General features: G+C 56.0%; 21 protein-coding genes. 10 read left to right on the plus strand and 11 right to left on the minus strand.

The window, feature by feature from the left end:
* The first annotated feature begins 220 nt into the window (after nucleotides 1-220).
* Complete coding sequence (locus AC2TDA_RS10345) at nucleotides 221-1414, plus strand: NnrS family protein (protein WP_480879194.1); 1194 nt, start codon at nucleotides 221-223, stop codon at nucleotides 1412-1414.
* A gap of 20 nt (nucleotides 1415-1434) precedes the next feature.
* Here the strand turns inward: AC2TDA_RS10345 and AC2TDA_RS10350 are convergent, their stop codons facing one another.
* Nucleotides 1435-2547, minus strand: coding sequence for a Hint domain-containing protein (locus AC2TDA_RS10350; RefSeq protein ID WP_480879195.1), 1113 nt, complete (start codon nucleotides 2545-2547; stop codon nucleotides 1435-1437).
* Nucleotides 2548-2905: 358 nt separating this feature from the next.
* Here AC2TDA_RS10350 and AC2TDA_RS10355 point away from each other — a divergent pair, with 358 nt between their 5' ends.
* From AC2TDA_RS10355 to AC2TDA_RS10380, 6 genes are read left to right on the plus strand one after another with little or no spacing between them, the layout of a single operon-like run.
* Nucleotides 2906-3355: a c-type cytochrome gene (locus tag AC2TDA_RS10355; RefSeq protein WP_480845765.1), complete on the plus strand. Its 450-nt coding sequence runs from the start codon at nucleotides 2906-2908 to the stop codon at nucleotides 3353-3355.
* 15 nt (nucleotides 3356-3370) lie between these two features.
* Entirely contained in the window at nucleotides 3371-4738 is a 1368-nt protein-coding gene (locus AC2TDA_RS10360; RefSeq protein ID WP_480845763.1) for a cbb3-type cytochrome c oxidase subunit I, read from the plus strand.
* A gap of 5 nt (nucleotides 4739-4743) precedes the next feature.
* On the plus strand, nucleotides 4744-5553 hold the full coding sequence (locus AC2TDA_RS10365) for an AAA family ATPase (protein ID WP_480845761.1): 810 nt from the start codon (nucleotides 4744-4746) through the stop codon (nucleotides 5551-5553).
* 9 nt (nucleotides 5554-5562) lie between these two features.
* Nucleotides 5563-7485, plus strand: a complete 1923-nt coding sequence (locus AC2TDA_RS10370; RefSeq protein ID WP_480879197.1) for a nitric oxide reductase activation protein NorD — start codon at nucleotides 5563-5565, stop codon at nucleotides 7483-7485.
* Nucleotides 7482-8030 (plus strand): cytochrome c oxidase subunit 3, encoded by a 549-nt coding sequence (locus tag AC2TDA_RS10375; protein ID WP_480879198.1) that lies wholly within the window; start codon nucleotides 7482-7484, stop codon nucleotides 8028-8030. Before AC2TDA_RS10370 ends, AC2TDA_RS10375 begins: the two co-directional genes overlap by 4 nt.
* A gap of 5 nt (nucleotides 8031-8035) precedes the next feature.
* Nucleotides 8036-8323, plus strand: a complete 288-nt coding sequence (locus AC2TDA_RS10380; RefSeq protein ID WP_480845758.1) for a cytochrome C oxidase subunit IV family protein — start codon at nucleotides 8036-8038, stop codon at nucleotides 8321-8323.
* A gap of 55 nt (nucleotides 8324-8378) precedes the next feature.
* On the opposite strand, the gene hemA is transcribed toward AC2TDA_RS10380, so the two are convergent.
* A complete protein-coding gene (gene hemA / locus AC2TDA_RS10385; RefSeq protein WP_480879199.1) occupies nucleotides 8379-9602 on the minus strand; it encodes a 5-aminolevulinate synthase in 1224 nt (407 codons plus the stop codon).
* 180 nt (nucleotides 9603-9782) lie between these two features.
* Between hemA and AC2TDA_RS10390 the strand changes: the two genes are divergently transcribed.
* The 3 genes from AC2TDA_RS10390 (at nucleotide 9783) to AC2TDA_RS10400 (ending at nucleotide 12125) form a co-directional block, all read left to right on the plus strand.
* A complete protein-coding gene (locus tag AC2TDA_RS10390; protein WP_480879200.1) occupies nucleotides 9783-10475 on the plus strand; it encodes a Crp/Fnr family transcriptional regulator in 693 nt (230 codons plus the stop codon).
* A gap of 226 nt (nucleotides 10476-10701) precedes the next feature.
* On the plus strand, nucleotides 10702-11070 hold the full coding sequence (locus AC2TDA_RS10395) for a group I truncated hemoglobin (RefSeq protein WP_480845753.1): 369 nt from the start codon (nucleotides 10702-10704) through the stop codon (nucleotides 11068-11070).
* On the plus strand, nucleotides 11067-12125 hold the full coding sequence (locus tag AC2TDA_RS10400) for an adenylate/guanylate cyclase domain-containing protein (protein ID WP_480845751.1): 1059 nt from the start codon (nucleotides 11067-11069) through the stop codon (nucleotides 12123-12125). Before AC2TDA_RS10395 ends, AC2TDA_RS10400 begins: the two co-directional genes overlap by 4 nt.
* Before the next feature lie 7 nt (nucleotides 12126-12132).
* On the opposite strand, the gene AC2TDA_RS10405 is transcribed toward AC2TDA_RS10400, so the two are convergent.
* The 9 genes from AC2TDA_RS10405 to guaA all read right to left on the minus strand — a co-directional run bounded on the left by AC2TDA_RS10405 (nucleotide 12133) and on the right by guaA (nucleotide 21423).
* On the minus strand, nucleotides 12133-12747 hold the full coding sequence (locus AC2TDA_RS10405; RefSeq protein ID WP_480879201.1) for a TetR/AcrR family transcriptional regulator: 615 nt from the start codon (nucleotides 12745-12747) through the stop codon (nucleotides 12133-12135).
* Nucleotides 12748-12837: 90 nt separating this feature from the next.
* Entirely contained in the window at nucleotides 12838-13707 is an 870-nt protein-coding gene (ppk2, locus tag AC2TDA_RS10410) for a polyphosphate kinase 2 (RefSeq protein ID WP_480879203.1), read from the minus strand.
* 48 nt (nucleotides 13708-13755) lie between these two features.
* The gene (locus tag AC2TDA_RS10415) at nucleotides 13756-14709 is read right to left on the minus strand and encodes an alpha/beta fold hydrolase (protein WP_480879205.1); all 954 of its coding nucleotides are present in this window, start codon (nucleotides 14707-14709) and stop codon (nucleotides 13756-13758) included.
* Nucleotides 14699-15616, minus strand: a complete 918-nt coding sequence (gene metA / locus AC2TDA_RS10420; protein WP_480845746.1) for a homoserine O-acetyltransferase MetA — start codon at nucleotides 15614-15616, stop codon at nucleotides 14699-14701. The genes AC2TDA_RS10415 and metA overlap by 11 nt, the downstream gene beginning before the upstream one ends.
* Nucleotides 15617-15654: 38 nt before the next feature.
* Nucleotides 15655-16527 (minus strand): ATPase, encoded by an 873-nt coding sequence (locus AC2TDA_RS10425; protein WP_480879206.1) that lies wholly within the window; start codon nucleotides 16525-16527, stop codon nucleotides 15655-15657.
* Between the two features lie 49 nt (nucleotides 16528-16576).
* The gene (locus AC2TDA_RS10430) at nucleotides 16577-17473 is read right to left on the minus strand and encodes a DMT family transporter (protein ID WP_480879207.1); all 897 of its coding nucleotides are present in this window, start codon (nucleotides 17471-17473) and stop codon (nucleotides 16577-16579) included.
* 99 nt (nucleotides 17474-17572) lie between these two features.
* Entirely contained in the window at nucleotides 17573-18739 is a 1167-nt protein-coding gene (locus AC2TDA_RS10435) for an OmpP1/FadL family transporter (RefSeq protein ID WP_480879208.1), read from the minus strand.
* Between the two features lie 119 nt (nucleotides 18740-18858).
* Nucleotides 18859-19722 (minus strand): DMT family transporter, encoded by an 864-nt coding sequence (locus AC2TDA_RS10440; protein WP_480879490.1) that lies wholly within the window; start codon nucleotides 19720-19722, stop codon nucleotides 18859-18861.
* Nucleotides 19723-19863: 141 nt separating this feature from the next.
* Nucleotides 19864-21423: a glutamine-hydrolyzing GMP synthase gene (gene guaA, locus AC2TDA_RS10445; RefSeq protein WP_480879209.1), complete on the minus strand. Its 1560-nt coding sequence runs from the start codon at nucleotides 21421-21423 to the stop codon at nucleotides 19864-19866.
* Between the last annotated feature and the right edge of the window lie 58 nt (nucleotides 21424-21481).

Below are 21481 nucleotides of genomic sequence, written 5' to 3' on the forward strand. Positions count from 1 at the left end.
GCAGGGCTGAGATTGAGACATCACGGAGATGTCATCCTTGACCAAAGTCAACGAGAGGTCCGTAAACCGGCAGGCGAGCAGGGATTTTGTTAAAAAGAGACACCGTAAAAGTTGTGTTTTCTGTTCATATTAACTGCGCGCCCTTGATTTTTGTTAAGGGGGGAAGGGCTTGCCGCGTCTAGACCTTGGTAAAACAGCATTGCGGCCAAGGAGAGCAGGCATGTCGGCAATGATCGCACGTGTGTTGGGCGAAGGATTCCGGGTGTTTTTTCTGTTTGCAGGTCTGTACGGCCTGTTTGCGGGCGGGGCCTGGGGATTATGGTTGGTTACGCAGACAGGAGCGATTCCCTACGAAGATCCGACCTATTCCATGTCGCCACCCATGTGGCACGCACACGAGATGATCTTCGGATATGCCACTGCCGCCCTAGGCGGATTCTTCCTGACCGCTGTCCCAAATTGGACTGGCACGCCTGACGCACGCGCGCGCTTTGTCACTCTGGCGGCCGGAATTTGGTTGGCGGGCCGGCTCGCCCTGTGGTTTTCGGGTGCTTTGTCACCAGTGCTGGTTGCAGTGGTCGATTTGGCCTTCGTGCCAATACTTGCAGCGAAGATCGCGTCTCAGCTGATCCGCAGGCCCAAGCCACAAAACATGATTTTTCTGTTGCTCTTGTCCTATATCTGGGTCGCCAACCTGTTGACTCATTTGGAATGGATCGGGGTGACGGACAATACGCTTCAGTCCGGTCTGCGCGCAGGTTTGTTAACGTTGTGTTCGATGATCGCAATTCTCGGTGGGCGGATCACACCGGCCTTTACCCGAAATGCAATGAAACGAGCTGGAGAACCTGAATCTGCCTGGCCGGCCTCGATTCCCGCGCTGGAAAAAGCTGGCATGGTGGTTGCGCTATTGGTGCCGCTAACCGTTTTGGCATTGGGTATCGGACCTGTCGCCGGTGTGCTGGCACTGACTCTGGGCGTTATTCAGGTGTTGCGTTTGGCAGGTTGGAGGTCAGGCTGGGCTATCCGGCAGCCGATCCTGATCGCCCTGCACCTTGGCTTGGGGATGCTGGCGCTGGGATTGATCCTGTGGGGGCTGGCTGTGCTGGGCTATGGTAAGGAAATCGCCGCCCTGCATGTTCTGGGAATCGGCTGTGTCGGTGGCATGACCCTTGCTGTGATGAGCCGTGCCGCGCTTGGGCACTCGGGGCGCGCGCTGGTCGCGCCGCCGACCATGACAGTGGCCTACGGACTAATGGCTGTGGCTGCGATCGTAAGATGGCTGGGGACCGGGCTAAGTGACAGTTATATGACCGCTATGCTGGTCGCGGACGGGCTTTGGGTCAGTGCCATCGCCTTGTATTTGATTGCCATGTGGCCAGCGCTGACAGGACCGCGTACAAGGAACGCATAGCGCCACACCCGCGAAACCTATCACAGGTGTTCGATCAGAGAGCGACTGTTCTTGATGTGACGCTGAACCAAATTACGAACCTGCCTGCCTTTCGCCGGTATTGGACGCGCGGAAGCAGGGGCATACCCTGGAGTTCCCAGAAACGGGAACAGTTCTAGCATCTCTGCACGCGCTGCTGGCGGCACTGTTTTGAGTGCCTCGGTGCCAGTGAACAGGCTTTCCGACGGAGCGCCCTCGGCAAAGACAATCTCATGCCGTTCGAATAGCATGTGGTAATATTCGACCGTTTTCACCGATTCATCGATGCTGATACCGGGAGTGCCGACCAGAGTGTGCGCAGGCACCAGGATCTCGCTGGTGTCAAACATACGTATCGCGATGGTTGATCGCACCAGCATCCGGTGCTGCGGTGAAACCAGCAAATCGCGCCGGGGCAGGCCACAGCCCAACGCACCGGCCTCTATCCGAATTGGCAACAATCTGGGTTTCGCCGTCAGGTCCGCGAGGTCCAGTGTCCGCGCGCCGATCCATCTGATGCGTTGCGTTCCGCGGTCCAGAGTTATGATTTCATCGCCCGCCGACAGCGTTTCGATGAGCTTTTCCCCGCCGGGGGTGCGGATCATAGTTCCGGCAACAAAACAAGGCACATCAACAATGACGTCCGGGTCAGTAGTGTCCGGAGCGTTCGTCGGTGTAACATTAGAGACCTGGAACGTGTATGTGACGCCCGGAACCAGAGGCTCTGACGTAATGTACCCCACCGGTTCGCCTTCGACCTCAACGCGAAACACGTCGATCGTACCTCCGCCGGGTTTTGTGAGCAGATAAGATTCTTCCAGATAGATATCGCCGGTAATCGGCGTCAGCGATCCATCTATGCTGGTAACAACCCCTGTCTGTGTCGAGTCGTCGCCATTTTCGTCGTTGTATCTGTCGCCATTGAAAACGGTTCCGGTATCGGGCGTTCCCGATCCGCCGTCAAGAATAAGGCCCCCGGCGTCATCCGTGACATCAAATATGCGCCGATCGGTATCCGGATCATAGGAGGCATCAAGTGTAATAAAGTCGGGGCCGAAATTGAAATCGACCGTTATGACATCGGGTGAATAGCCGATGTAAGAATAATTTGCCATTTAACCTGCCCTATACGTCAGCGCATCCTAAACGCAGTCGACGGCTTACATGCGTTGGATGTTTTTTTAGAACCGTAAGAATTGCCGGGCTGAACATTGCTGCTAGGAGTGATGATTATCAAGGCAGCAATGCGGCATTTTGACGAATTTGTGTTAATAAACAATTACTACTTCCCTTTTCCCAGCCGTCATGCCGGGCAAATTGAAAAGGATCGTCTCTCCACGCTTGGGTTCTGAATTCCTGTATTCATCGCAGGTTACGTGAATTCAAGCTCATGGTCTTGACTTTCGTTAAGGCGACACCATGGCCGGACCGCCATTGTGACAAAACTAGCTAATCGGCGCAAAGGAGAGCGCGATGCGAGAAGTCATGACAAAGAGCATGGCCCGCAATATTTTTTATGGCGGGTCACTGTTCTTCATTCTCATCTTTTTGGCCTTATCGGCCCATTCCCACTGGTACATCGTCAATTCTGAGAATTCGGCGAAACTGGATGAAAGCGTGGTACGCGGCAAACACGTCTGGGAAAAACACGCCTGCATTAACTGTCACTCGATCATGGGCGAAGGTGCTTATTTCGCCCCTGAGGTTGCCAACGTGATGACCCGCTGGGGTGTCCTGGACGATCCGGAATCAGCCTTTGAATCCCTCAAGGGCTGGATGGAGGCGCAGCCTACCGGCATTCCCGGTCGTCGGCAGATGCCCAATTTCAACCTAAGCGACGAAGAGATCCGTGATCTGGCCAACTTCCTGATCTGGACGGACAATATCGACGCTCAGGGCTGGCCGCCGAATGAAGCGGGCTGAGAAGGGAACGGAGAAATGAAATACGAATCCCAAAAAGTGGCCTATGCCTATTTTGCCGTGGCAATGGCCCTGTTCGCGATCCAGGTAACCGGCGGTTTGCTGGCTGGCTGGATTTATGTATCGCCTAACTTTCTGAGTGAGCTGCTGCCGTTCAACATTGTGCGGATGCTGCATACCAACGCTCTGATCGTCTGGCTAATCCTGGGCTTCTTCGGCGCGGCGTACTTCCTGATCCCGGAAGAAACCGAGCGTGAGATCCACTCGACCAAGCTGGCCTATCTGCAACTGCTGATCCTTGTGGTCGGTACGCTGGGCGCGGTGCTTACCTACACCTTTAACCTGTTCGAAGGTAACTGGCTGCTGGGTAAAGAGGGGCGCGAGTTCCTTGAACAACCCAAATGGGTCAAGGCAGGCATCGTAGTTGCCGCGCTGATCTTCCTTTACAACGTCTCGATGACAGTTCTGAAGGGTAAAAAGACTGCAATCAGCAACATCCTGCTTCTGGGCCTCTGGGGTCTGGCACTGCTGTTCCTGTTTGCCTTCTACAACCCGGGCAACCTGTCCTTGGACAAACAATACTGGTGGTACGTTGTTCACCTGTGGGTCGAAGGTGTGTGGGAACTGATCATGGCCTCGATCCTGGCCTACCTGATGCTCAAGCTGACAGGCGTTGACCGCGAGATCGTCGAGAAATGGCTCTATGTCATCGTTGCCGCCGCGCTGTTTTCGGGCATCCTCGGCACCGGCCACCACTACTACTGGATCGGTACACCGGGTTACTGGCAGTGGATCGGTTCGATCTTCTCCAGCCTCGAAGTGATCCCGTTCTTCGCGATGATGGCCTTTGCCTTCGTCATGGTCTGGAAGGGCCGTCGTGATCACCCCAACAAGGCCGCACTGCTGTGGTCGCTGGGTTGTGCGACGCTGGCCTTCTTTGGCGCGGGTGTCTGGGGCTTCCTGCACACGCTGCACGGTGTGAACTACTACACTCACGGTACGCAGATCACTGCCGCTCACGGTCACCTGGCCTTCTACGGTGCCTATGTTTGCCTCAACCTGGCGATCTTCAGCTACGCAATGCCGATCCTGAAGAACCGCGATCCTTATAATCAGGTTCTGAACATGGTATCGTTCTGGCTGATGACCGGTGGTATGGTCTTCATGACCTTCGTGCTGACCTTTGCCGGAACCGTGCAGACGCACATGCAGCGTGTCGTAGGTGACTACTTCATGGATGTGCAGGATCAGATCGCAATCTTCTACTGGATGCGCTTTGGCTCTGGTCTGGTTGTGGTTATCGGTGCTCTGCTGTTCATCTACTCGATCTGGGTTCCTCGTAAAGAGATCATCGAACCCGGTGCAGCCGAAACACCTGCGGAGTGATGGATATGGATGGCTCCATGAAACTGGGAATGGGGGCGGCTGACGCCCCCTTCTACCTCCCTCAGGGCGATGAATGTGATGTGTTCACAGCCGCCAGCTCAAACAACCTGCCGGTTCTTCTGAAAGGTCCGACCGGCTGCGGCAAGACCCGCTTCGTGGCCCACATGGCCGCAAAACTGGGTCGCCCACTTTACACTGTGGCCTGCCATGACGATCTGGCTGCCGCCGATCTGATCGGGCGCTACCTGTTGAAGGGCGGCGAAACCGTCTGGGTCGACGGTCCGCTGACCCGCGCCGTAAGAGAAGGCGCGATCTGTTATCTCGATGAAGTTGTCGAGGCACGCAAGGACGTTACCGTCGTGCTGCACCCTTTGACCGATGACCGGCGTATCTTGCCGATCGACCGTACCGGCGAAGAGCTTGAGGCCGCACCCGGCTTCATGCTGGTTGCCTCGTACAACCCTGGTTACCAGAATATTCTGAAAACCCTGAAACCCTCGACCCGGCAGCGTTTCATCTCGATGGAATTCGACTTCCCATCGCCCGAGATGGAGGCAAAAGTCGTAGCCGAAGAAAGCGGACTGGCGCTGGAGCGTTGCAAACCGCTGGTTCGTCTGGCGGGCAAGCTGCGCGGGCTCAAGGGTCAGGATCTAGAGGAAGGCGTCTCCACCCGCCTGGTCGTCTATGCCGCGACGTTGATCGCACAGGGCATGTCGACCGACCGCGCCATCCTTGCCGCTATGATCGAACCTCTGACTGATGATGAGGACATCAAACGCGGGCTCCTCGATCTTGTCACGGCTGTCTTTGGGTGAGGCCGGCTGATGGTCAAGATCGATTTTGAGCCATGGGAACCCGAAGAAACGATCGGGAAACTGTGGCACACCCTTGCCAGCCGCCTTGATGCACCTGAGGTGCATGTTGGAGCCGCGGTCGACCTCTCTGAGGTCGCAGGGCGGTTGGCAGTCCTCTTCCGAGGGCTTGGGGGTAGTCCGGGCGTCGAGTTGCGCCCGGTCTCACCCGAAGTTTCGCACCACCGTCTGAGCTGGAGGCGTCGTTTGGCGACCGAAGTGGAACAGCTTCCGCGTGCCTCGTTCGACGGTGAAGTATTACGCCTGCCCGACAGGCTGGCAGTTTTCCCCGCACGAGAGGCGAACGGCGCACTATACGTCTGGCTTGCTGCCGCCGCTGCCCATGCCGGAACGCGGATCGACGAAGACGACCCGCTGCGTGCCGACTTGCGCGCCCTAACTGCGGCACAAGCGATGGTCGCAGCTACACTAGACGATGCCCCCGGCCTGCGCCCGCTTTACACCGAACTTTGCAAAGGCCTGCTATATCAACGCGACATTTCGAACCTGCCGCCGGTTGAGGCAGCTGTTGAAGAGCTGCTTCGCAACATGTTGGGCGACTCCGCGCCGCTCTCTCCAAGGGCAGAGCAGCTTCAAAAGCTGGACGATGATCTTGTAGCGCCACGTGGCTATCAGCACTACCGTCCGATTCCACTATGGCCTGAACTACGCGCCGTTTCGTTTTCGGAGCACACCGAAGTTGAAAGCCGCGATACCGATGGTCCGCCTGAGGAATCCGGCGAAAAGACACACCGCGCGCGCCGCCGCAAGTCCGACCAGGCTGAGAGAAACGACAGCCTGATCCTGCACAAATTTGAAGCGATCCTCAGCTGGGCCGAGTTCCTGAATCTCAATCGCCGAATTGACGACGACGACCCAGATAATGCGAAAAAGGCGGCTGATGATCAGGACGAAATCGGCCTGGGTCAAATCTCCAAGGCACCGCCAACTCGATTGAAACTGCACTTGGATCTCGCGCCCGAAGATGTGAACCGCGAACGTCTTTCAGGCCGCATCCTCTATCCCGAATGGGATGTGCGCACTGGTGCTTATCTGCCCGACCACGTCAACGTCCTGACTTCGGATGCCGAAATTCGCGAGGATGCCGCTGAATTCGGAAAAGACCCCGCAACTGCGCGCCGGATTCGCGCCGTAAAACGCCAGTTTGAAGCGCTGCGCCCGGGCCGAGTGATGACCCGAGGCCATCTTGACGGAGATCAGCTGGATATCGAGGCCGCCGTGCGTGCCGAAACTGACCGCCATGCCAGCGGTGTAAGCAATGAGCGCATCTGGCTGCAATCCCGCCCCGAGGCGCGCGATCTGGCGGTCTCGATTCTGCTGGATATCAGCCGCTCGACCGAGAGCGCTGTCACAGGCCGCGCCGTGATCGACATCGAACGCGAGGCGCTGGCCGCTTTGGCCTGGGGTCTGAATGCCTGCGGTGACGATTTCGCGATCCACGCCTTCAGCTCGTTGAAGCGCCAGCGTGTCTATGTGCAGCGCTGCAAACGGTTTGATGAGCCGATGGGGGCGTTGGTCGAACAGCGCATCGCCTCGTTGCGGCCCGGGCATTACACCCGGCTGGGCGCTGCTATCCGCCATTGTTCGGCCGAGTTGGCAGCCCAATCGCGCAAGCGCCGCCTGCTGTTGGTGATCACCGACGGGAAACCCAACGATCTGGACCACTATGAGGGCCGCCACGGCATCGAAGACACCTGCATGGCCGTCCGCGAAGCGCGGCGCGCGGGACAGTCAGTCTTTGGTGTCACTATCGACAAAACTGGCAAAAGCTGGTTTTCGCGTATGTTCGGGCAGGGAGGTTTTGCCGTCATCCCCGACCCGCATCGTCTGACCATGGCGCTGCCGCAGATTTACCGGCAACTGGTCGGAGCATGAGTGATGCCACGCTGATCGACGAACTACCCGGTGAGTTGCTGATGTGGGTTTTGATCATCAGCGAGCTGCTGGTTTTCGGGGCAGGTCTTATTGCTTTCATGGGTGTGCGCCTGACCGACCCGGCAGGTTTTGCTGAGGCGCAGTCGCATTTGTATCGCACCGGCGCGGCGCTAAACACCGCCGTGTTGGTGACTTCCGGTTTTCTTGCGGCCAAGGCACTTGCCTGGAGGCATGCTGCGCGCCGTCGGATTGCTCGTTTTGCCTTGATTGGCGCGGCGCTTCTGGGGGTGGTCTTCCTGATCATTAAAGGAGCGGAGTACGCGGGCAAGGCAGGGCAGGGGATCGGCTATGAGACTCACCCGTTCTTTCTGTTCTACTATCTGCTCACGGGTTTTCATGCGGCCCACGTTCTGGCAGGTGTCTGCATCCTGCTGCTGGTCGCCTGGCGTGACGACCCCCGCAATATCGAAGCCGGAGCACAGTTCTGGCATATGGTCGATCTGGTCTGGATCATGTTGTTTCCCGTGATTTATTTGCTGGGATGACGGACATGCCTACGTCTTCGTCCTCTCCCATTGTCGCCCGCCTATGGCGCCGGGATCTGCTTACACGCGCCTGGCTCGGGCTGCTGGGGCTGAGTGTTGCATCCGCAGTGCTGACCATGTGGCCCGCGCCAGATTCAATCGTGGGAGGGGGCATCCTGCTGCTTGCGATGATCAAGGCGCGCATTATCCTTGCGCACTATCTCGATCTATCCCACAGCCCGGCATGGCTGCGCGGTTTCACGATGGTGTTGAGCGGCTTCGCAGCTGTGATCTTTGGTCTTTATCTGATCTGACAAAAAAAATGCCGCTCAGTTGAGCGGCAGTTTTCCAAGCGAAGGGACGCTTTGGTTATTGGGCGGCCATTGGCATCCGTGCGATCTGACACCGTTGCCAGAGGGCCGACAGAGCCCCAACCAGATGATCGATATCCTCATCCGTGTGCACGGGTGAAGGCGTGATCCGCAAACGCTCGGTACCCTTGGGTACGGTGGGGTAGTTGATCGGTTGGATGTAAATGCCGAACTCTTCCAGCAGCGTGTCCGAGATGAATTTGCATTTCACTGGATCGCCCACCATCACCGGGATGATGTGGCTGGGGTTGGGCAGATGCGGGATGCCTTCTGCGTCCAACCGGGCGCGGACCTGAGCCACGCGTGCTTTTTGCAGATCGCGTTCTTCGGTCGACTGTTTCAAGTGCCGGATTGACGCTGCCGCACCTGCGGCGATTGCCGGGGGAAGGGCGGTCGTGAAGATAAATCCGCTGGCAAAGCTGCGCACGAAATCGCAAAGCGCAGCGGATGCGGCGATATAGCCGCCAACGACACCGAAAGCTTTGCCCAAAGTACCTTCGATCACTGTCAATCGGTCCATCAGACCTTCGCGCTCGGCGATACCGCCTCCGCGAGGACCGTAAAGGCCAACGGCGTGAACCTCGTCCAGATAAGTCATAGCGCCGTACTTGTCGGCCAGATCGCAGATATCCTTGATTGGCGCGATGTCTCCATCCATGGAATAGACCGATTCGAACGCGACCATTTTAGGTGCATCGGGATCAGCAGCGGCCAGTTTCGCTTCAAGGTCCGCTAGATCATTATGCTTCCAAATTACCTTCTGCGCCCGTGAGTGGCGGATGCCTTCGATCATCGAAGCATGGTTCAGCGCATCAGAGAATACGATCAGACCGGGGATTTTCGATGCCAGCGTCCCCAACGCGGCCCAGTTTGACACATATCCGGAAGTGAACAGCAGCGCGGCCTCTTTCCCGTGCAGATCGGCCAGTTCCGATTCTAGCAACACGTGATTATGAGTCGTGCCTGAAATATTTCGTGTTCCGCCTGCACCTGCTCCGCAGCGATCCAGCGCATCGTGCATCGCTTCGATCACCGAAGGATGCTGGCCCATGCCCAGATAGTCGTTGGAACACCAAATTCGAACGTCGCGCTGCACTGGCCCATCGGTCTGACGCGCGTTCGGAAACGCACCGCAACGGCGTTGCAGGTCGATGAATACACGGTAATTTCCCTCGTCCCGCAATGCATCCAGGCTTTGGGTGAAATATCGCTCGTAGTCCATCTTGCTTGCTCCCCGGAATACTGGCTTTGGGGGGAGATTAAGCCCCGGATGGTGCGCGCGACATGACAATTGTCAAGTTTATGGCAGGAAAAGGCTGGTGCAGCGGTGTCGGGTTTGGCATAGCCAGAATAGAATAGATGTACCGGTCAGAAGAATGGCCAGGGAAAAAGGGGACGCTTCGTGGCGCATGAAATCCAAAAAGCGATCGCGCGGCAGTCATTATTGCTCAAGAGCTTGCCCGAGCAGCATGTCGATACGCTGCTTGGCCATGCGATCTGGCGGCAATACGATCGTGGCGAAACAATCTTTCTTCAAGAGGAAGAGGCCAAAGCTGTTCACGTTGTGCTGGCAGGCTGGGTCAAGCTATTTCGCATGTCTCCGACGGGCGCCGAAGCCGTTGTCAGCGTCTTTACCAAAGGCGAAAGCTTTGGCGAGGCTGTCGCGCTGCGAAATGTTCCTTATCCGGTGTCGGCCGAAGCCGTTTCTCCGTGTGAAATTATGCATATCCCTAGTCCGGTATTGCTGTCGCTAATGCGTGAAGATCCCGAAATCGGTGTTTCAATCCTGGCATCGACCTTTACGCATCTGCATTCGCTTGTTGCTCAGCTGGAGCAACTCAAAGCGCAGACCGGGGCGCAGCGGGTGGCAGAATTTCTGTTGGGCCTTTGCGAGATCGAGTCCGGTGGATGTGATGTTGAACTGCCTTACGACAAAATGCTGATAGCGGGGCGTCTGGGCATGAAACCGGAAAGCCTGAGCCGAGCATTCTCGCGTTTGAAATCAGTCGGCGTAAAGATCAACCGAAACCACGCCGTGATCTCTGACGTCGTTAGCCTTCGGGATTACGCCGAAAGCGATCCGTCAGAGAAGTAATAACGAACCTAGAACACGATCGGGTTAACCCCGGTTTTCTTTGGACAATCAGTTGTGCGACAGCCGGCAGGATTCAGGGGTCCGGGCAGACAACATTCTATGGCGTTATGCGCAACAGACGAGGTGACGACACTGTTTGCTGTCATAACTGCGTATAAAAGTTAACAAAACTGTCAATTTGATATACTGTTGCAGTGTTAACGCCAACTATCCTTGGTTTTTTGTTGTGAGTCAGACTATTTACGAGAAGTACGGCGGGTTCAAAACCATCAGCCGCATCGTGATGTCATTCTATGATTTGGCATTGGATTCCGATCAGATCGGCGATCATTTCGACGATATCGATATGCCGCGCCTGATCGATCACCAGACCAAATTCATTTCTTCGCTTGTCGGCGGCCCGGCGTCGTTCAGCGACGACCGGATTGAAGCTGTGCATCGCCACCTGAACATCACGCACGCGGATTTCGATGAGTTGGGGGTCCTGCTTACAGAAGCTCTGATCCAGCATGGAATGTCAGATGCGGACATCGCAGTTGTTATGGATGCGATTGAGTCGAAACGCTCAATAATCGTAGCTCGGACTGCCGCATGAACATTCATGCGATCAACGAACATCTGCTTCGCGCTATCGGGGTCGGTGTGGCCGTCCTGCGGGCTTCGGATATGACATTTGTGTTTCATAATGGTCCGTTTGCCGAATGGTTTGGAACACCGGAACCCGGGCAGACCTTGTTGGATATGCTGCCGGGGCTTGACGTAAATGAGTTGGAGGACGTGAAGCAGTCGGGTCTTCGGTATTCCGCAGAATTGCAGATCAAGCCCAAACGCCGCACGTTGATCTTCGCAACCGCTGTCTCGCTCGCCAAAGGGTCTGATGAACAGCTTTTGGTCGTCGAATGCCAGAACATCACGCGTATCCGTGAGTTGGAGAGCATGATCGACAGCTATTCAACCATGGTCGAACGTAACACGCGCGAGTTGGAACGTGAGAAAGAGCGGGTTGAGCGTCTGTTGCTGAATCTGATGCCGCGCGCCGTGTACGAAGAATTCAAAACATTCGGCGTGGTAACGCCACAGCTCTATGATCAGGTGTCGGTGGTCATGCTGGATTTTGTCGACTTTACCGACTTCGCAGCCAAGACCGACCCGACTGTTACGCTGAGCGAATTGAATGACATTTTCACGGCGTTTGACCGTATCGTAGAACAATTCGGCTGCGAGCGGATCAAAACGATAGGCGATGCTTACCTGGCCGTTTCCGGTATGCCGGATGAAACGCCCGATCACGCTACGGCAGTCGCCCATTGCGCCGTGCGTTTCCTGCGGTATCTGGAGCGGCGCAACGAAAGCCATCCTCATAAATGGAGGGCCAGGATCGGGCTTGGAACGGGGGCGGCGGTCGGATCAGTCGTGGGCATACAAAAGTATGTCTATGACGTTTTCGGTCCTGCGGTAAACATCGCGTCGCGTCTTCAGGTTTTTGCCAACCCGATGCACATTGTTGCCCCGGAAGAGATGAAATACGCCCTGATTGATGAGTTCCAGATCACTGATCTTGGACCGGTGGATATCAAGGGGATGGGGAGTATGGATCTGATCAACGTTACATCTCGGCTGAGCATGCCGCAGAAGACCCGGATGTTCTGAGGAATTCTCAGTCGTCCTGAGGCAATAGACCCAACCCTCTGAGATAGATGCCGATTCCGGACTCCAGCAATTCCTCTGGCGGGAAGGGCGACGTAGCGCCTGTGTTGCGGGCGTAAAGCTCTACAACGCCGTGGCTCATGGCCCAGATATGGGCACTGAACATCGCGGCAGGTGGTCGTTTTTCTGGTGGGATATGTTGTGAAAGATCGGCAGCAGCCTTTTCCAATACACTTTTGGCCCGGTTCGCGGCGACAGCCAATTCGGGTGTCCGGTTCACCGAAATTCCGCTTTCGAACATTGCAATATAGTGCCCGGGATGTTTGCGAGCAAAGGCCAGATAGGCGCGGCCAGTGGCCTCGAACGCGGCCAGAGCTGAAGGCTGGCCCTTGTCGTAGGCAAATTGCATCAGGTCCGCGAACATTTCGAACCCCTGTCGGGCGGCTTCGGCGATCAAATCCTCGCGGCCTTCGTAATGGCGATAAACGGCGGCAGGTGTCACACCTGCAGTCTTGGCAGCCTCGGACAAAGTAAATCCAGTCGGGCCTTTTACCTCGATCAGGGACAACGCCGCCTCGATCAGCGCCTGTTTGAGGTTTCCGTGATGATAACCGCGCTTTGTCATTCCGGCCCTAGTCGCCTTTGGTTTTTTTTGCTCAGGGGTCGACACATAGCCTAACCCTTATTCCGCGTCCAACTGATGACTGACAAGCTTTTACGCGTCCCAGATGTCCGGACCACCACAGATGTCCGGGTCCGGTGTGCCAACGGTTTCGACGTCTTTTTCGTCATAATTCACCGCATTCAACACTGTCCGTATCGCCGCCAGACGCGCGCGTTTTTTGTCATCCGAACGGACTATGGTCCAGGGGCAGTGCTCTGAATGAGACCGGGTCAGAGTTTCGGATATCGATAGGGTGTATTCGTCCCATTTATGCAATCCCGCCACATCAATCGGGCTGAGTTTCCATTGTTTCAGGGGGTCGGTTTCACGCGCGAGAAACCTGTTCAACTGTTCCGCACGCCCGACATTCAGCCAGAACTTGAACAGATGAATACCGTCGTTCACGAATCCTGTTTCAAGTGGAAGGACCTGGCGAAAAAATCTTTCGCGCTGCTCCGGTGTGCAAAAGCCAAAAACGTTCTCGACAACACCGCGATTGTACCAGCTGCGGTCAAAAAACACGATTTCCCCGGCAGACGGCAAGTGGGAGACATAGCGTTGAAAATACCACTGACTGCGTTCGGCATCCGACGGTTTGCTGAGCGCCACATTTCTGGCACCGCGTGGGTTCAGGTTCTCGCGAAAGCGTTTAATCGTTCCGCCTTTGCCTGCCGCGTCGCGGCCTTCGAAAATGATGGCAACGCGCTGTCCGGTCTCTTTGACCCAGGATTGCATCTTGACCAATTCGATCTGCAGGGACTCCATCTGTCGATTGTAGTCCTTTCCCTTCATCCGTTCAGAATAGGGGTAAGTCGGGTTCAGAATGTCGTCCTTTTTCGCGCCCTCGATGGTCTTTCGAATGTCGTCCGGGGCGTTCTTGCGAAAGTACTTTTCGATAGAGCCTTTTTCTGATCGGGTCATGAACGCCTCGCCATAAAATCCATAACTTACTATGGATTACGGATGAGCTTAACGCAAACCCGCGCGTTCAGCAGCGCGGTCGATTGCGGCGGCAACTTCAGGCGCGGCAACGACCTGAGGCATGTGGCCGATACCGTCCAGTTCGATCAGTTCCGCACCCGGGATCTGTTCGATCAGACGCTCTGAATGCCAGCCGATGCCAACTGTTGTGTCCGCGGTGCCGTGGACGATTTCAGTTGGTACGGAAATCTCACCGTACCGTGGTTGTAGTTCGGTAATTTCGTCCAGCAGGTTGGCGCGCTGCTTGGCATTGGAGTGCATCGACGCGCGGCGCATTGTTAGCCCGGGTCCGAAATGCTCGGCATATCCTTCGGGAGCTTTTTGCGGGGCAAATACTGTGTCCAGGGCCTGGGTCACGTACCAATCCGGAACGTAAGCGGCAACTAGGGGCAATGCCAGCGCGTTGCCAACCGAGGTCGCACCGATCGTGTTGAAAGCGTCCAGCGGTGTCTCCCAAGGGATTGCCGCGGGGGCAATCAGCACCAGAGCGGAAATATCGTCAGGCCGCATTACCGCCCAAGCCAGTGAGACCGAACCTCCGTAGCTTTGCCCGGCGACGATGGGTTTCTTCGCGCCTAGTTTAGCAGCGGCCTGTTGTAGTATTTCCGCTTGTTCAACAATGGTTTCGCCGTCAGGGTTAAAGCTGTCTGAGTAGCCGAGTCCGGGACGATCGAACACGATGACGCGATAGTTCTTCGCCAAAATGGGCGCCAATGCAAACGTCATGTCGCGGGTATTGCCGCTGGACCCATGGATCAGCACGACATCCGGGCCGTCTCCCATCACCACGGCATGAACAGCGTTCCCGTCCACCTCGACAATCTGGCCTTCCAGTGGAAACTGAACTTCCGCATTGGTTTCACGCTGATTGACGCGCCAAGCAGTAACCGTGACCAGCGCCAACAGGAGAAGACAAAGGGATATCAGGATTTTAACGGCCAATCTTGTTCATGTCGAATGGGGTTGTCTGGTAGATCTCATTGATCCAGTTGCCATAAAGCAGATGTGCATGGCTGCGCCATCTGTTTTGCGGTGCCTGGGTTGGGTCGTCGTCCGGATAATAATTCAGCGGCACGTTTATGGGCGTTCCATTGGCCACGTCGCGATCATATTCCTGTTTCAGCGTGTCGCTGTCATATTCGAAATGGTTGAAAATATAGAGCGCGCGATGGTCTCGGTCCTCGACCAGACAAGGCCCGACTTCGTCACTGCCCAGCAGCGTTTTAAGACCTGACGTGGCATCTATCTCGACCTGTTTCATCTCGGTCCAGCGACTGACAGGGATCACGCAGTCGTCCGAGAACCCACGCAGAAACGGCGAAGCCTGATCGAGGTTTCTATGCCGGAAGCAACCAAACGCCTTGGCGTCCAGCATATGTTTCCGGGCGCCGTGAAAATGGTTGATCATCGCCATGCCGCCCCAGCACACGCCAAAGGTGGAATGCACGTTGGTCTGTGTCCACTCGAACACTTCGGTGATTTCGTCCCAATAAGTAACATCTGGAAAATCCAGATGCTCGATGGGCGCGCCAGTGATGATCAGACCATCGAATTTCTGACCCTTCACGTCCTGAAATGGCTGATAGAACTCGGCCATATGTTCGGCAGCAGTGTTTTTGGTCTGATGCTCGGTCATGCGGATCAGTGACAGCTCGATCTGTAGCGGAGTCGCCCCGATCAGACGCGCAAACTGGTTCTCTGTCTGAATCTTTTTGGGCATCAGATTCAACAGCCCGATCCGCAGGGGGCGGATGTCCTGACGTGCGGCCTGATCATCGGCCATGACCATAACGCCCTCTTGGGTCAGGACGTCAAAGGCGGGCAAGTCGGATGGTATCTTGATCGGCATAATGTCACGCTGTTGAAGCTGCGAATGAAATCTGGAACTTAGGCCGGGTTGGCCTGGGTCTCAAGGGCGCGTTCGATCAACTCATCGAAATCACCGGCGTCGCGAACTCTGCCGATATCATCGGCGGTGACCGTAATACCCCAATTGGCCGCCATTGCCTCGTATCTGGGCTGGCGATGCGCCAGAGCGCGGGCATAGGTCCAGCGGATGAAGGCATCCGGATCAACCTTGTCCGCTGCACAGCCGTTCAGAGCCAGGTATTCATCCCAAACCTGTGTCAGGAACTCTGGCTGATAGGACATCGGTTTGGGGGCTTTGTCGAAACGGCGGATCAATTCGGTTGTGTGAGCCTCGTCCCCCTTGATCCAAATCATCAAAGTATGACGGGACAGTTCGGACATGACCTGATCCTTGGGGTTGTTCGGGTCGACCCACTCACAAATCGATCCGCCGGTATCGCAGATGAAATTGGGGTACTGGTATAGCCGTTGCGCTCGGTCGATGAAATACTTTGTATCCAGCAGGGCGTGGATTTCGGCTTGGCGAAACTGTTCCTGACGGCGACGGTACTCCGAAATTTCCAGCCCGCCTAATGCCGGATTTCCCGGCTTGCCCAGATAGGCCGCAACAGGCGTAAGGTTTTCGAAAGTTATATTCGAGCCGATAAAGATCGAATCCGACAACAAAAGATCGCGCAGAAAGGGTACTTTCATTGCTTCGGCCTTGGCATTGTCGGTGATGTACTCGCCCATATACCGAGTACCGATCCGGTAATCGATTGAGTAATGGAACCAACCGCCTGCGTCCCGCAATTGGTTCGAGACATAGGATTTCCCCAATCCGGACATGCCGAAAAACAGCACTTTTTTGCGCGCCGCATCGCGCCACTCCTGAGCTGAGGTGTAGATCATGATCCGCTGTCCCTTGTTTTGCCCTAGCTAAATCGGGTCGTCAGCGGCGTCAATCTCGTCGGCCGGATCGGCTGAGGATAATTAGGCCCAATGCGAGAACGGCGAACCCCAGAAACGCGTTGGGGGGTAGGGATTCGTCTCGGATCAAAGCACCCAGAATGATGGCAACCGGCGGTATGACAAGTGTCACCAGCATCAGATTTCCGCTGCCCGCCTGCGCCAGAACGCGGTAATACAGCAGGTAAGCTCCGGCTGTAGCGATGACAGCGTAATAGGCGATTGCTGCCCAGGTTTGCCAAGGCAGGTTCAGTGATGGAACCCCGTCAACGATTAAAGTGATTGGCAGCGTTATCAGAGTCGAGGCCGTCAACATGCCTGCCGCCGCAATCTGAGGTGGCAAGCTACTCAGATTGAACCGCGCCCAGACCGCCGCCAATGCGTATGACAGGGTACCGCCCAATATGGCCAGTTGAGCGAGGCTGCCAGGGCTGAACTGGGTGAAGTTTGCCAGACCAATCGCGATTGCCACCCCCAGAAAGCCTAAGATAACTCCAATAAACCGCGTCCGACTGAGCCGTTCATCGCGGAAAAACAGCGCGGCTAGCAATACGCCGAAGATCGCGGTCGCCGCGTTGAGGATCGATGTCAGGCCGGTTTCGACATAAAGCTGCCCCCAAGCCATGAGCGCAAAGGGCAGAACATTATTGAGCAGCCCCATAACCAGAAAAGCGCCCCAGATGCGAAGGTCGCGCGGGATAGGCTGCCGCTGGCAAGCGATCACGATCCAAAGAACCAAAGTTGCCCAGAAGACCCGATGCAGGACCGAGGTCATGAAAGGAATAGTATCCAATGCGATACGGATGGAGAGAAAGGAGGCGCCCCAGATCACTCCGAGTAAAACAAGCTCGGACCAGGCGCGCGGAGAAAGGGATTTTTGAGGTTCCATACCTCGTTCTGTCATCCGCAAAGGGTGATTGCGACCCGTTTCTTGCGACTAAAAAGCCCCGCCGGATAGGCGAGGCTTTGTGGCAAAGTGGTATTTGGTTCAGCCCAGGTCGTAGGTGATCTGGAAGCCGACGCTCCATGCGCTGTTGCCGGTGAAAGTGGCGCGGGCGTTGGGGCCTGCGCCATTGGCTGTTGCGTCCCCGATATCGGTATAGCGGACACCACCGGAAATCTTGGCTTTTTCCAAGGAATACGTACCACCGAGGCCGACACTCCAGAATCCGTCAGTCGGACCCAGGTTCGACACCGGATTTCCCTGAGACGATTCATAACCCAAAGTGACCGCGCCAGAAAACTCGTCCGAGAACTGGTAGCCGAGGCCAAGAGCATAGGTGAAAGTAGCGTCTGAATAGTCTACGAGGTTCGAAGTCGGCGGGTAGTTAGGCGGATCGTAAACCAGTTGTGGCCAGTCGACCCAGCGTACCGATCCAAACAGTAGCGTGCGGGGTGCAACGCCGGTTTGAAAGTCCAAGTTAATTGACTGCGGTGTTTCGATCTCGCTGGTTGTGTCAAATGTCGCGACTGTTCCTGGCGGGATAGGGGGAATCGGCGGCGGGTTCAGCGATTCGGTTTGTGAGAGGTTATGAGTGATTTTTGAGTTGTACGTCAGAGCCACTCGTGCGGCGATTTCTGGTTTTTCCCAAGCAACACCAACCACATACCCGAAATCAATTTCAGCGTCTGAATTGACCTGGTAGCCGGCTGCAATCGGCACAGTTACCGAAGCTTTGACGCGCTGTGCGCGCAGACCGCCGATGGCACTAAAGCCGCCGTCCAGCTTGTAACGCAGCAGCGCTGTGATTGCATCTGTGTCGGCTTCTGCTCGCAGAACGTCCGAACGACCACCCGGGATCGGATTGATTGATAGCGGGTAAGCCGCTGAATATGCGATGTCCGCGCCAAACGGTTGGTCATAAACCAGAGCAAAGTCCAGCTTTTCGGTCAACGCCCTTTTGTAGGCGAGGTGCGGTGTGAAAAAATCGTTGGCTACGTTGCCAGAATCAACCGGCTGGCCGAAATTCGGACCGGGTGTCAGGTTTGGCATTGTTCCGCTGACACTGGGGTTAGTGTACCCAAGCCGGAACTGTACCACTGACCCTTCTTCAAACAGGATGTTCACACCCTGACCGCTCCGATCGAGACCACCTGCCTGTACCGCCGTTGCCCCAACGCATAGCGCGCACGCTTGTAACAGCGTTTTTTTCATTTAATCCTCCCTACACTGTCCTTTGCCCTGCCTTGCACGTTCCCTAAACGCGCCAACCGGGCATGTTACCGGCTGATACAACCTTAGACATTAAGAAATGGTCAACTGGTAACCGAACGTTACTCTGGGCAGGAGATACGTTGCGGTGTTGCGGAATTGTTACGATTCTCGGACCAGACATTCAGGAATATCCCGGCGAAAATCACGGCGGCACCCAGCAGCGTCCATTGGTCAAGCGGTTCGTGGTACAGGACCATGCCGACAATCGCGATGGTTGGCAGGCGTGCAAAATCAAAGGGAACTACTACCGTGGCCGGCGCAATCGCAAGCGCATTCGTGATGCAGTAATGCGCCAAAAGACCCGCCAATCCGATCAGCAGCAGAAACGGCGCGGTCTGCAGCGAAGGCAATGCCATCCGCCCATCAAATCCGGCGGCAACAAGACCAAAAACAGCCTGCATGAGAGTCAGCCAAAACATGATGCATCCGATACTGGCAGTACGAGTCAGCGATTTGGTTGAGATATTGGTGAGCGCAAAGAATATGGCCGATGCGGCCGCGCAAATAACACCCAGGCTCAGAGGCGCGGTACCAGGTTGGGCCACGATCAGGATGCCTGCAAACCCGATCAGGGCGGCGATCATGCGCAGTGCCGTCAGCCGCTCGCGCAGAAACAAAGGTGACAGCAGAATAACCCAGATCGGGTTCGTGAACTCCAACGCAAAAACCTGGGCTAATGGAATGACGCCGACGGCATAAAACCACAGGTTTTGACCGGTGAAATGCAGCCCGTTTCGAATTGCGTGCAAGCCCAACCGGTCGGTGGACACCTGGTGCCATTTCCCGTTCACTGTGAGGACCAGTGCGACCACACAAAGGCCAACGAGACTGCGGTAGAACATGATCTCGAAAGTGTCATGGGTGACGCTCAGCTCACGCCCGGCCACAGCCATTGATGAGAATGCGGCAATTGCACCAGTCATCCAAAGCGCAGCTTTAGCGATCTGAGGTTTGGTGTGGTCCAAATCTGCCTCCAAGAAGTTCACAGGTTAAGTTTTAGACTTCCTAGCGTTTTACTCGGCTCCGTGAAACGAAAAAGCCGGGTCACATCCCGGCTTTTTTTGTCATTCCCACTCGATCGTACCCGGCGGTTTCGAGGTGATGTCATAGGTGCACCGGTTGATGCCTTTGACCTCGTTAATGATCCGGGTGGCAGTTTCGCCAAGGAATTCATGGCTGAACGGATAGTAGTCAGCGGTCATACCATCGACCGAGGTCACAGCCCGCAGTGCACAGGCATAATCATAGGTACGCCCGTCACCCATTACACCCACAGTACGCACCGGAAGGATGGCGACAAATGCCTGCCAGATTTCATCATACAAACCGTGTTTGCGAATTTGGTCGATATAGATGGCGTCGGCCTCACGCAGGATATCCAGTTTTTCACGGGTGATCTCACCGGGGCAGCGGATCGCCAGACCCGGTCCGGGGAAGGGGTGGCGGCCGATAAAACTCTGTGGCAGGCCAAGTTCGCGGCCCAGCGCGCGGACTTCGTCCTTGAACAGTTCACGCAGGGGCTCGACCAGTTTCAGGCCCATCTTTTCGGGCAGACCGCCGACATTGTGGTGGGACTTGATGGTGACCGAGGGGCCGCCCGAGAACGAAACCGATTCGATCACGTCGGGATACAGCGTGCCCTGGGCCAGAAATTCGGCCCCATCGATCGTGTCGGCGTGTTTCTGAAACACGTCGATGAACAACTTGCCGATGATCTTGCGCTTGGTTTCCGGGTCGGACTGACCGTCCAGCTCGCCCAGGAACAAGTCGCTTTCATCCGCGTGGATCAGCTGAATGTTGTAGTTGTCGCGGAACATACCGACGACTTCTTCGGCCTCGTTCTTGCGCAGCAGGCCGTGATCGACAAATACGCAGGTCAGCTGATCACCGATTGCCTCGTGGATCAGAATGGCTGCAACCGAGCTGTCGACGCCTCCAGAGAGGCCGCAGATCACCTTTTTGTCGCCCACTTGTTCGCGGATTTTGCGGATCATCTCGTCGCGGTACGCACCCATTGTCCAGTCGCCACTAAACCCTGCCAGCTTCACGAAATTCTCATAGAGCTTGGCGCCTTTGGGCGTGTGGTGCACCTCGGGGTGGAACTGTACCGCATAGAAATGGCGAGCCGGATCTGCGGTGATGGCAAATGGCGCATTAGGCGATGTACCGTAAACCTGGAAGCCCGGTGCAATTTCGCTAACGTGGTCGCCGTGGCTCATCCATACTTGTTCGTCGCCGTCGGCAAACCAACCGTCAAGGATGTCCAGTGAACCGTTAGGTGTGACGAATGCGCGGCCGAATTCGGCTGTACCATGGCCGCTTTCAACTTTGCCGCCCAGTTGATGCATCATGACCTGTTGGCCATAACAAATACCAAGGATTGGCACGCCAAGATCAAAGATCTCCTGCGGCGCGCGCGGTGAACCCTCGCGCGTCACGCTATCTGGCCCGCCCGAGAATATCACGGCACGCGGCGCCATCTCGCGCACGAATTCCATCGTGACATTCTGATAGGGGTGAATCTCGCAATAGACGTTCAGTTCGCGCAGGCGACGGGCGATCAGCTGCGTTACCTGGCTACCGAAGTCGATGATCAGAAGGCGGTCATGGGTGTCTTGGGTCATGCTTGGCTATTAGGTCGCAAGCCTTGTTTGTGCAAGCGCAATGACGTCAACTATTGGC

This window comes from Ruegeria sp. HKCCD6426 (assembly GCF_057221115.1).

Coding starts and splice junctions, on each gene's coding strand:
- metA (WP_480845746.1), bottom strand. CDS start 15,616: ATGCCGATCAAGATACCATCCGACTTGCCCGCCTTTGACGTCCTGACC.
- AC2TDA_RS10400 (WP_480845751.1), top strand. CDS start 11,067: ATGAACATTCATGCGATCAACGAACATCTGCTTCGCGCTATCGGGGTC.
- AC2TDA_RS10365 (WP_480845761.1), top strand. CDS start 4,744: ATGGATGGCTCCATGAAACTGGGAATGGGGGCGGCTGACGCCCCCTTC.
- AC2TDA_RS10375 (WP_480879198.1), top strand. CDS start 7,482: ATGAGTGATGCCACGCTGATCGACGAACTACCCGGTGAGTTGCTGATG.
- AC2TDA_RS10380 (WP_480845758.1), top strand. CDS start 8,036: ATGCCTACGTCTTCGTCCTCTCCCATTGTCGCCCGCCTATGGCGCCGG.
- AC2TDA_RS10435 (WP_480879208.1), bottom strand. CDS start 18,739: ATGAAAAAAACGCTGTTACAAGCGTGCGCGCTATGCGTTGGGGCAACG.
- guaA (WP_480879209.1), bottom strand. CDS start 21,423: ATGACCCAAGACACCCATGACCGCCTTCTGATCATCGACTTCGGTAGC.
- AC2TDA_RS10430 (WP_480879207.1), bottom strand. CDS start 17,473: ATGGAACCTCAAAAATCCCTTTCTCCGCGCGCCTGGTCCGAGCTTGTT.
- AC2TDA_RS10405 (WP_480879201.1), bottom strand. CDS start 12,747: ATGACAAAGCGCGGTTATCATCACGGAAACCTCAAACAGGCGCTGATC.
- AC2TDA_RS10440 (WP_480879490.1), bottom strand. CDS start 19,722: ATGACTGGTGCAATTGCCGCATTCTCATCAATGGCTGTGGCCGGGCGT.
- AC2TDA_RS10355 (WP_480845765.1), top strand. CDS start 2,906: ATGCGAGAAGTCATGACAAAGAGCATGGCCCGCAATATTTTTTATGGC.
- AC2TDA_RS10360 (WP_480845763.1), top strand. CDS start 3,371: ATGAAATACGAATCCCAAAAAGTGGCCTATGCCTATTTTGCCGTGGCA.
- ppk2 (WP_480879203.1), bottom strand. CDS start 13,707: ATGACCCGATCAGAAAAAGGCTCTATCGAAAAGTACTTTCGCAAGAAC.
- AC2TDA_RS10370 (WP_480879197.1), top strand. CDS start 5,563: ATGGTCAAGATCGATTTTGAGCCATGGGAACCCGAAGAAACGATCGGG.
- AC2TDA_RS10350 (WP_480879195.1), bottom strand. CDS start 2,547: ATGGCAAATTATTCTTACATCGGCTATTCACCCGATGTCATAACGGTC.
- hemA (WP_480879199.1), bottom strand. CDS start 9,602: ATGGACTACGAGCGATATTTCACCCAAAGCCTGGATGCATTGCGGGAC.
- AC2TDA_RS10425 (WP_480879206.1), bottom strand. CDS start 16,527: ATGATCTACACCTCAGCTCAGGAGTGGCGCGATGCGGCGCGCAAAAAA.
- AC2TDA_RS10345 (WP_480879194.1), top strand. CDS start 221: ATGTCGGCAATGATCGCACGTGTGTTGGGCGAAGGATTCCGGGTGTTT.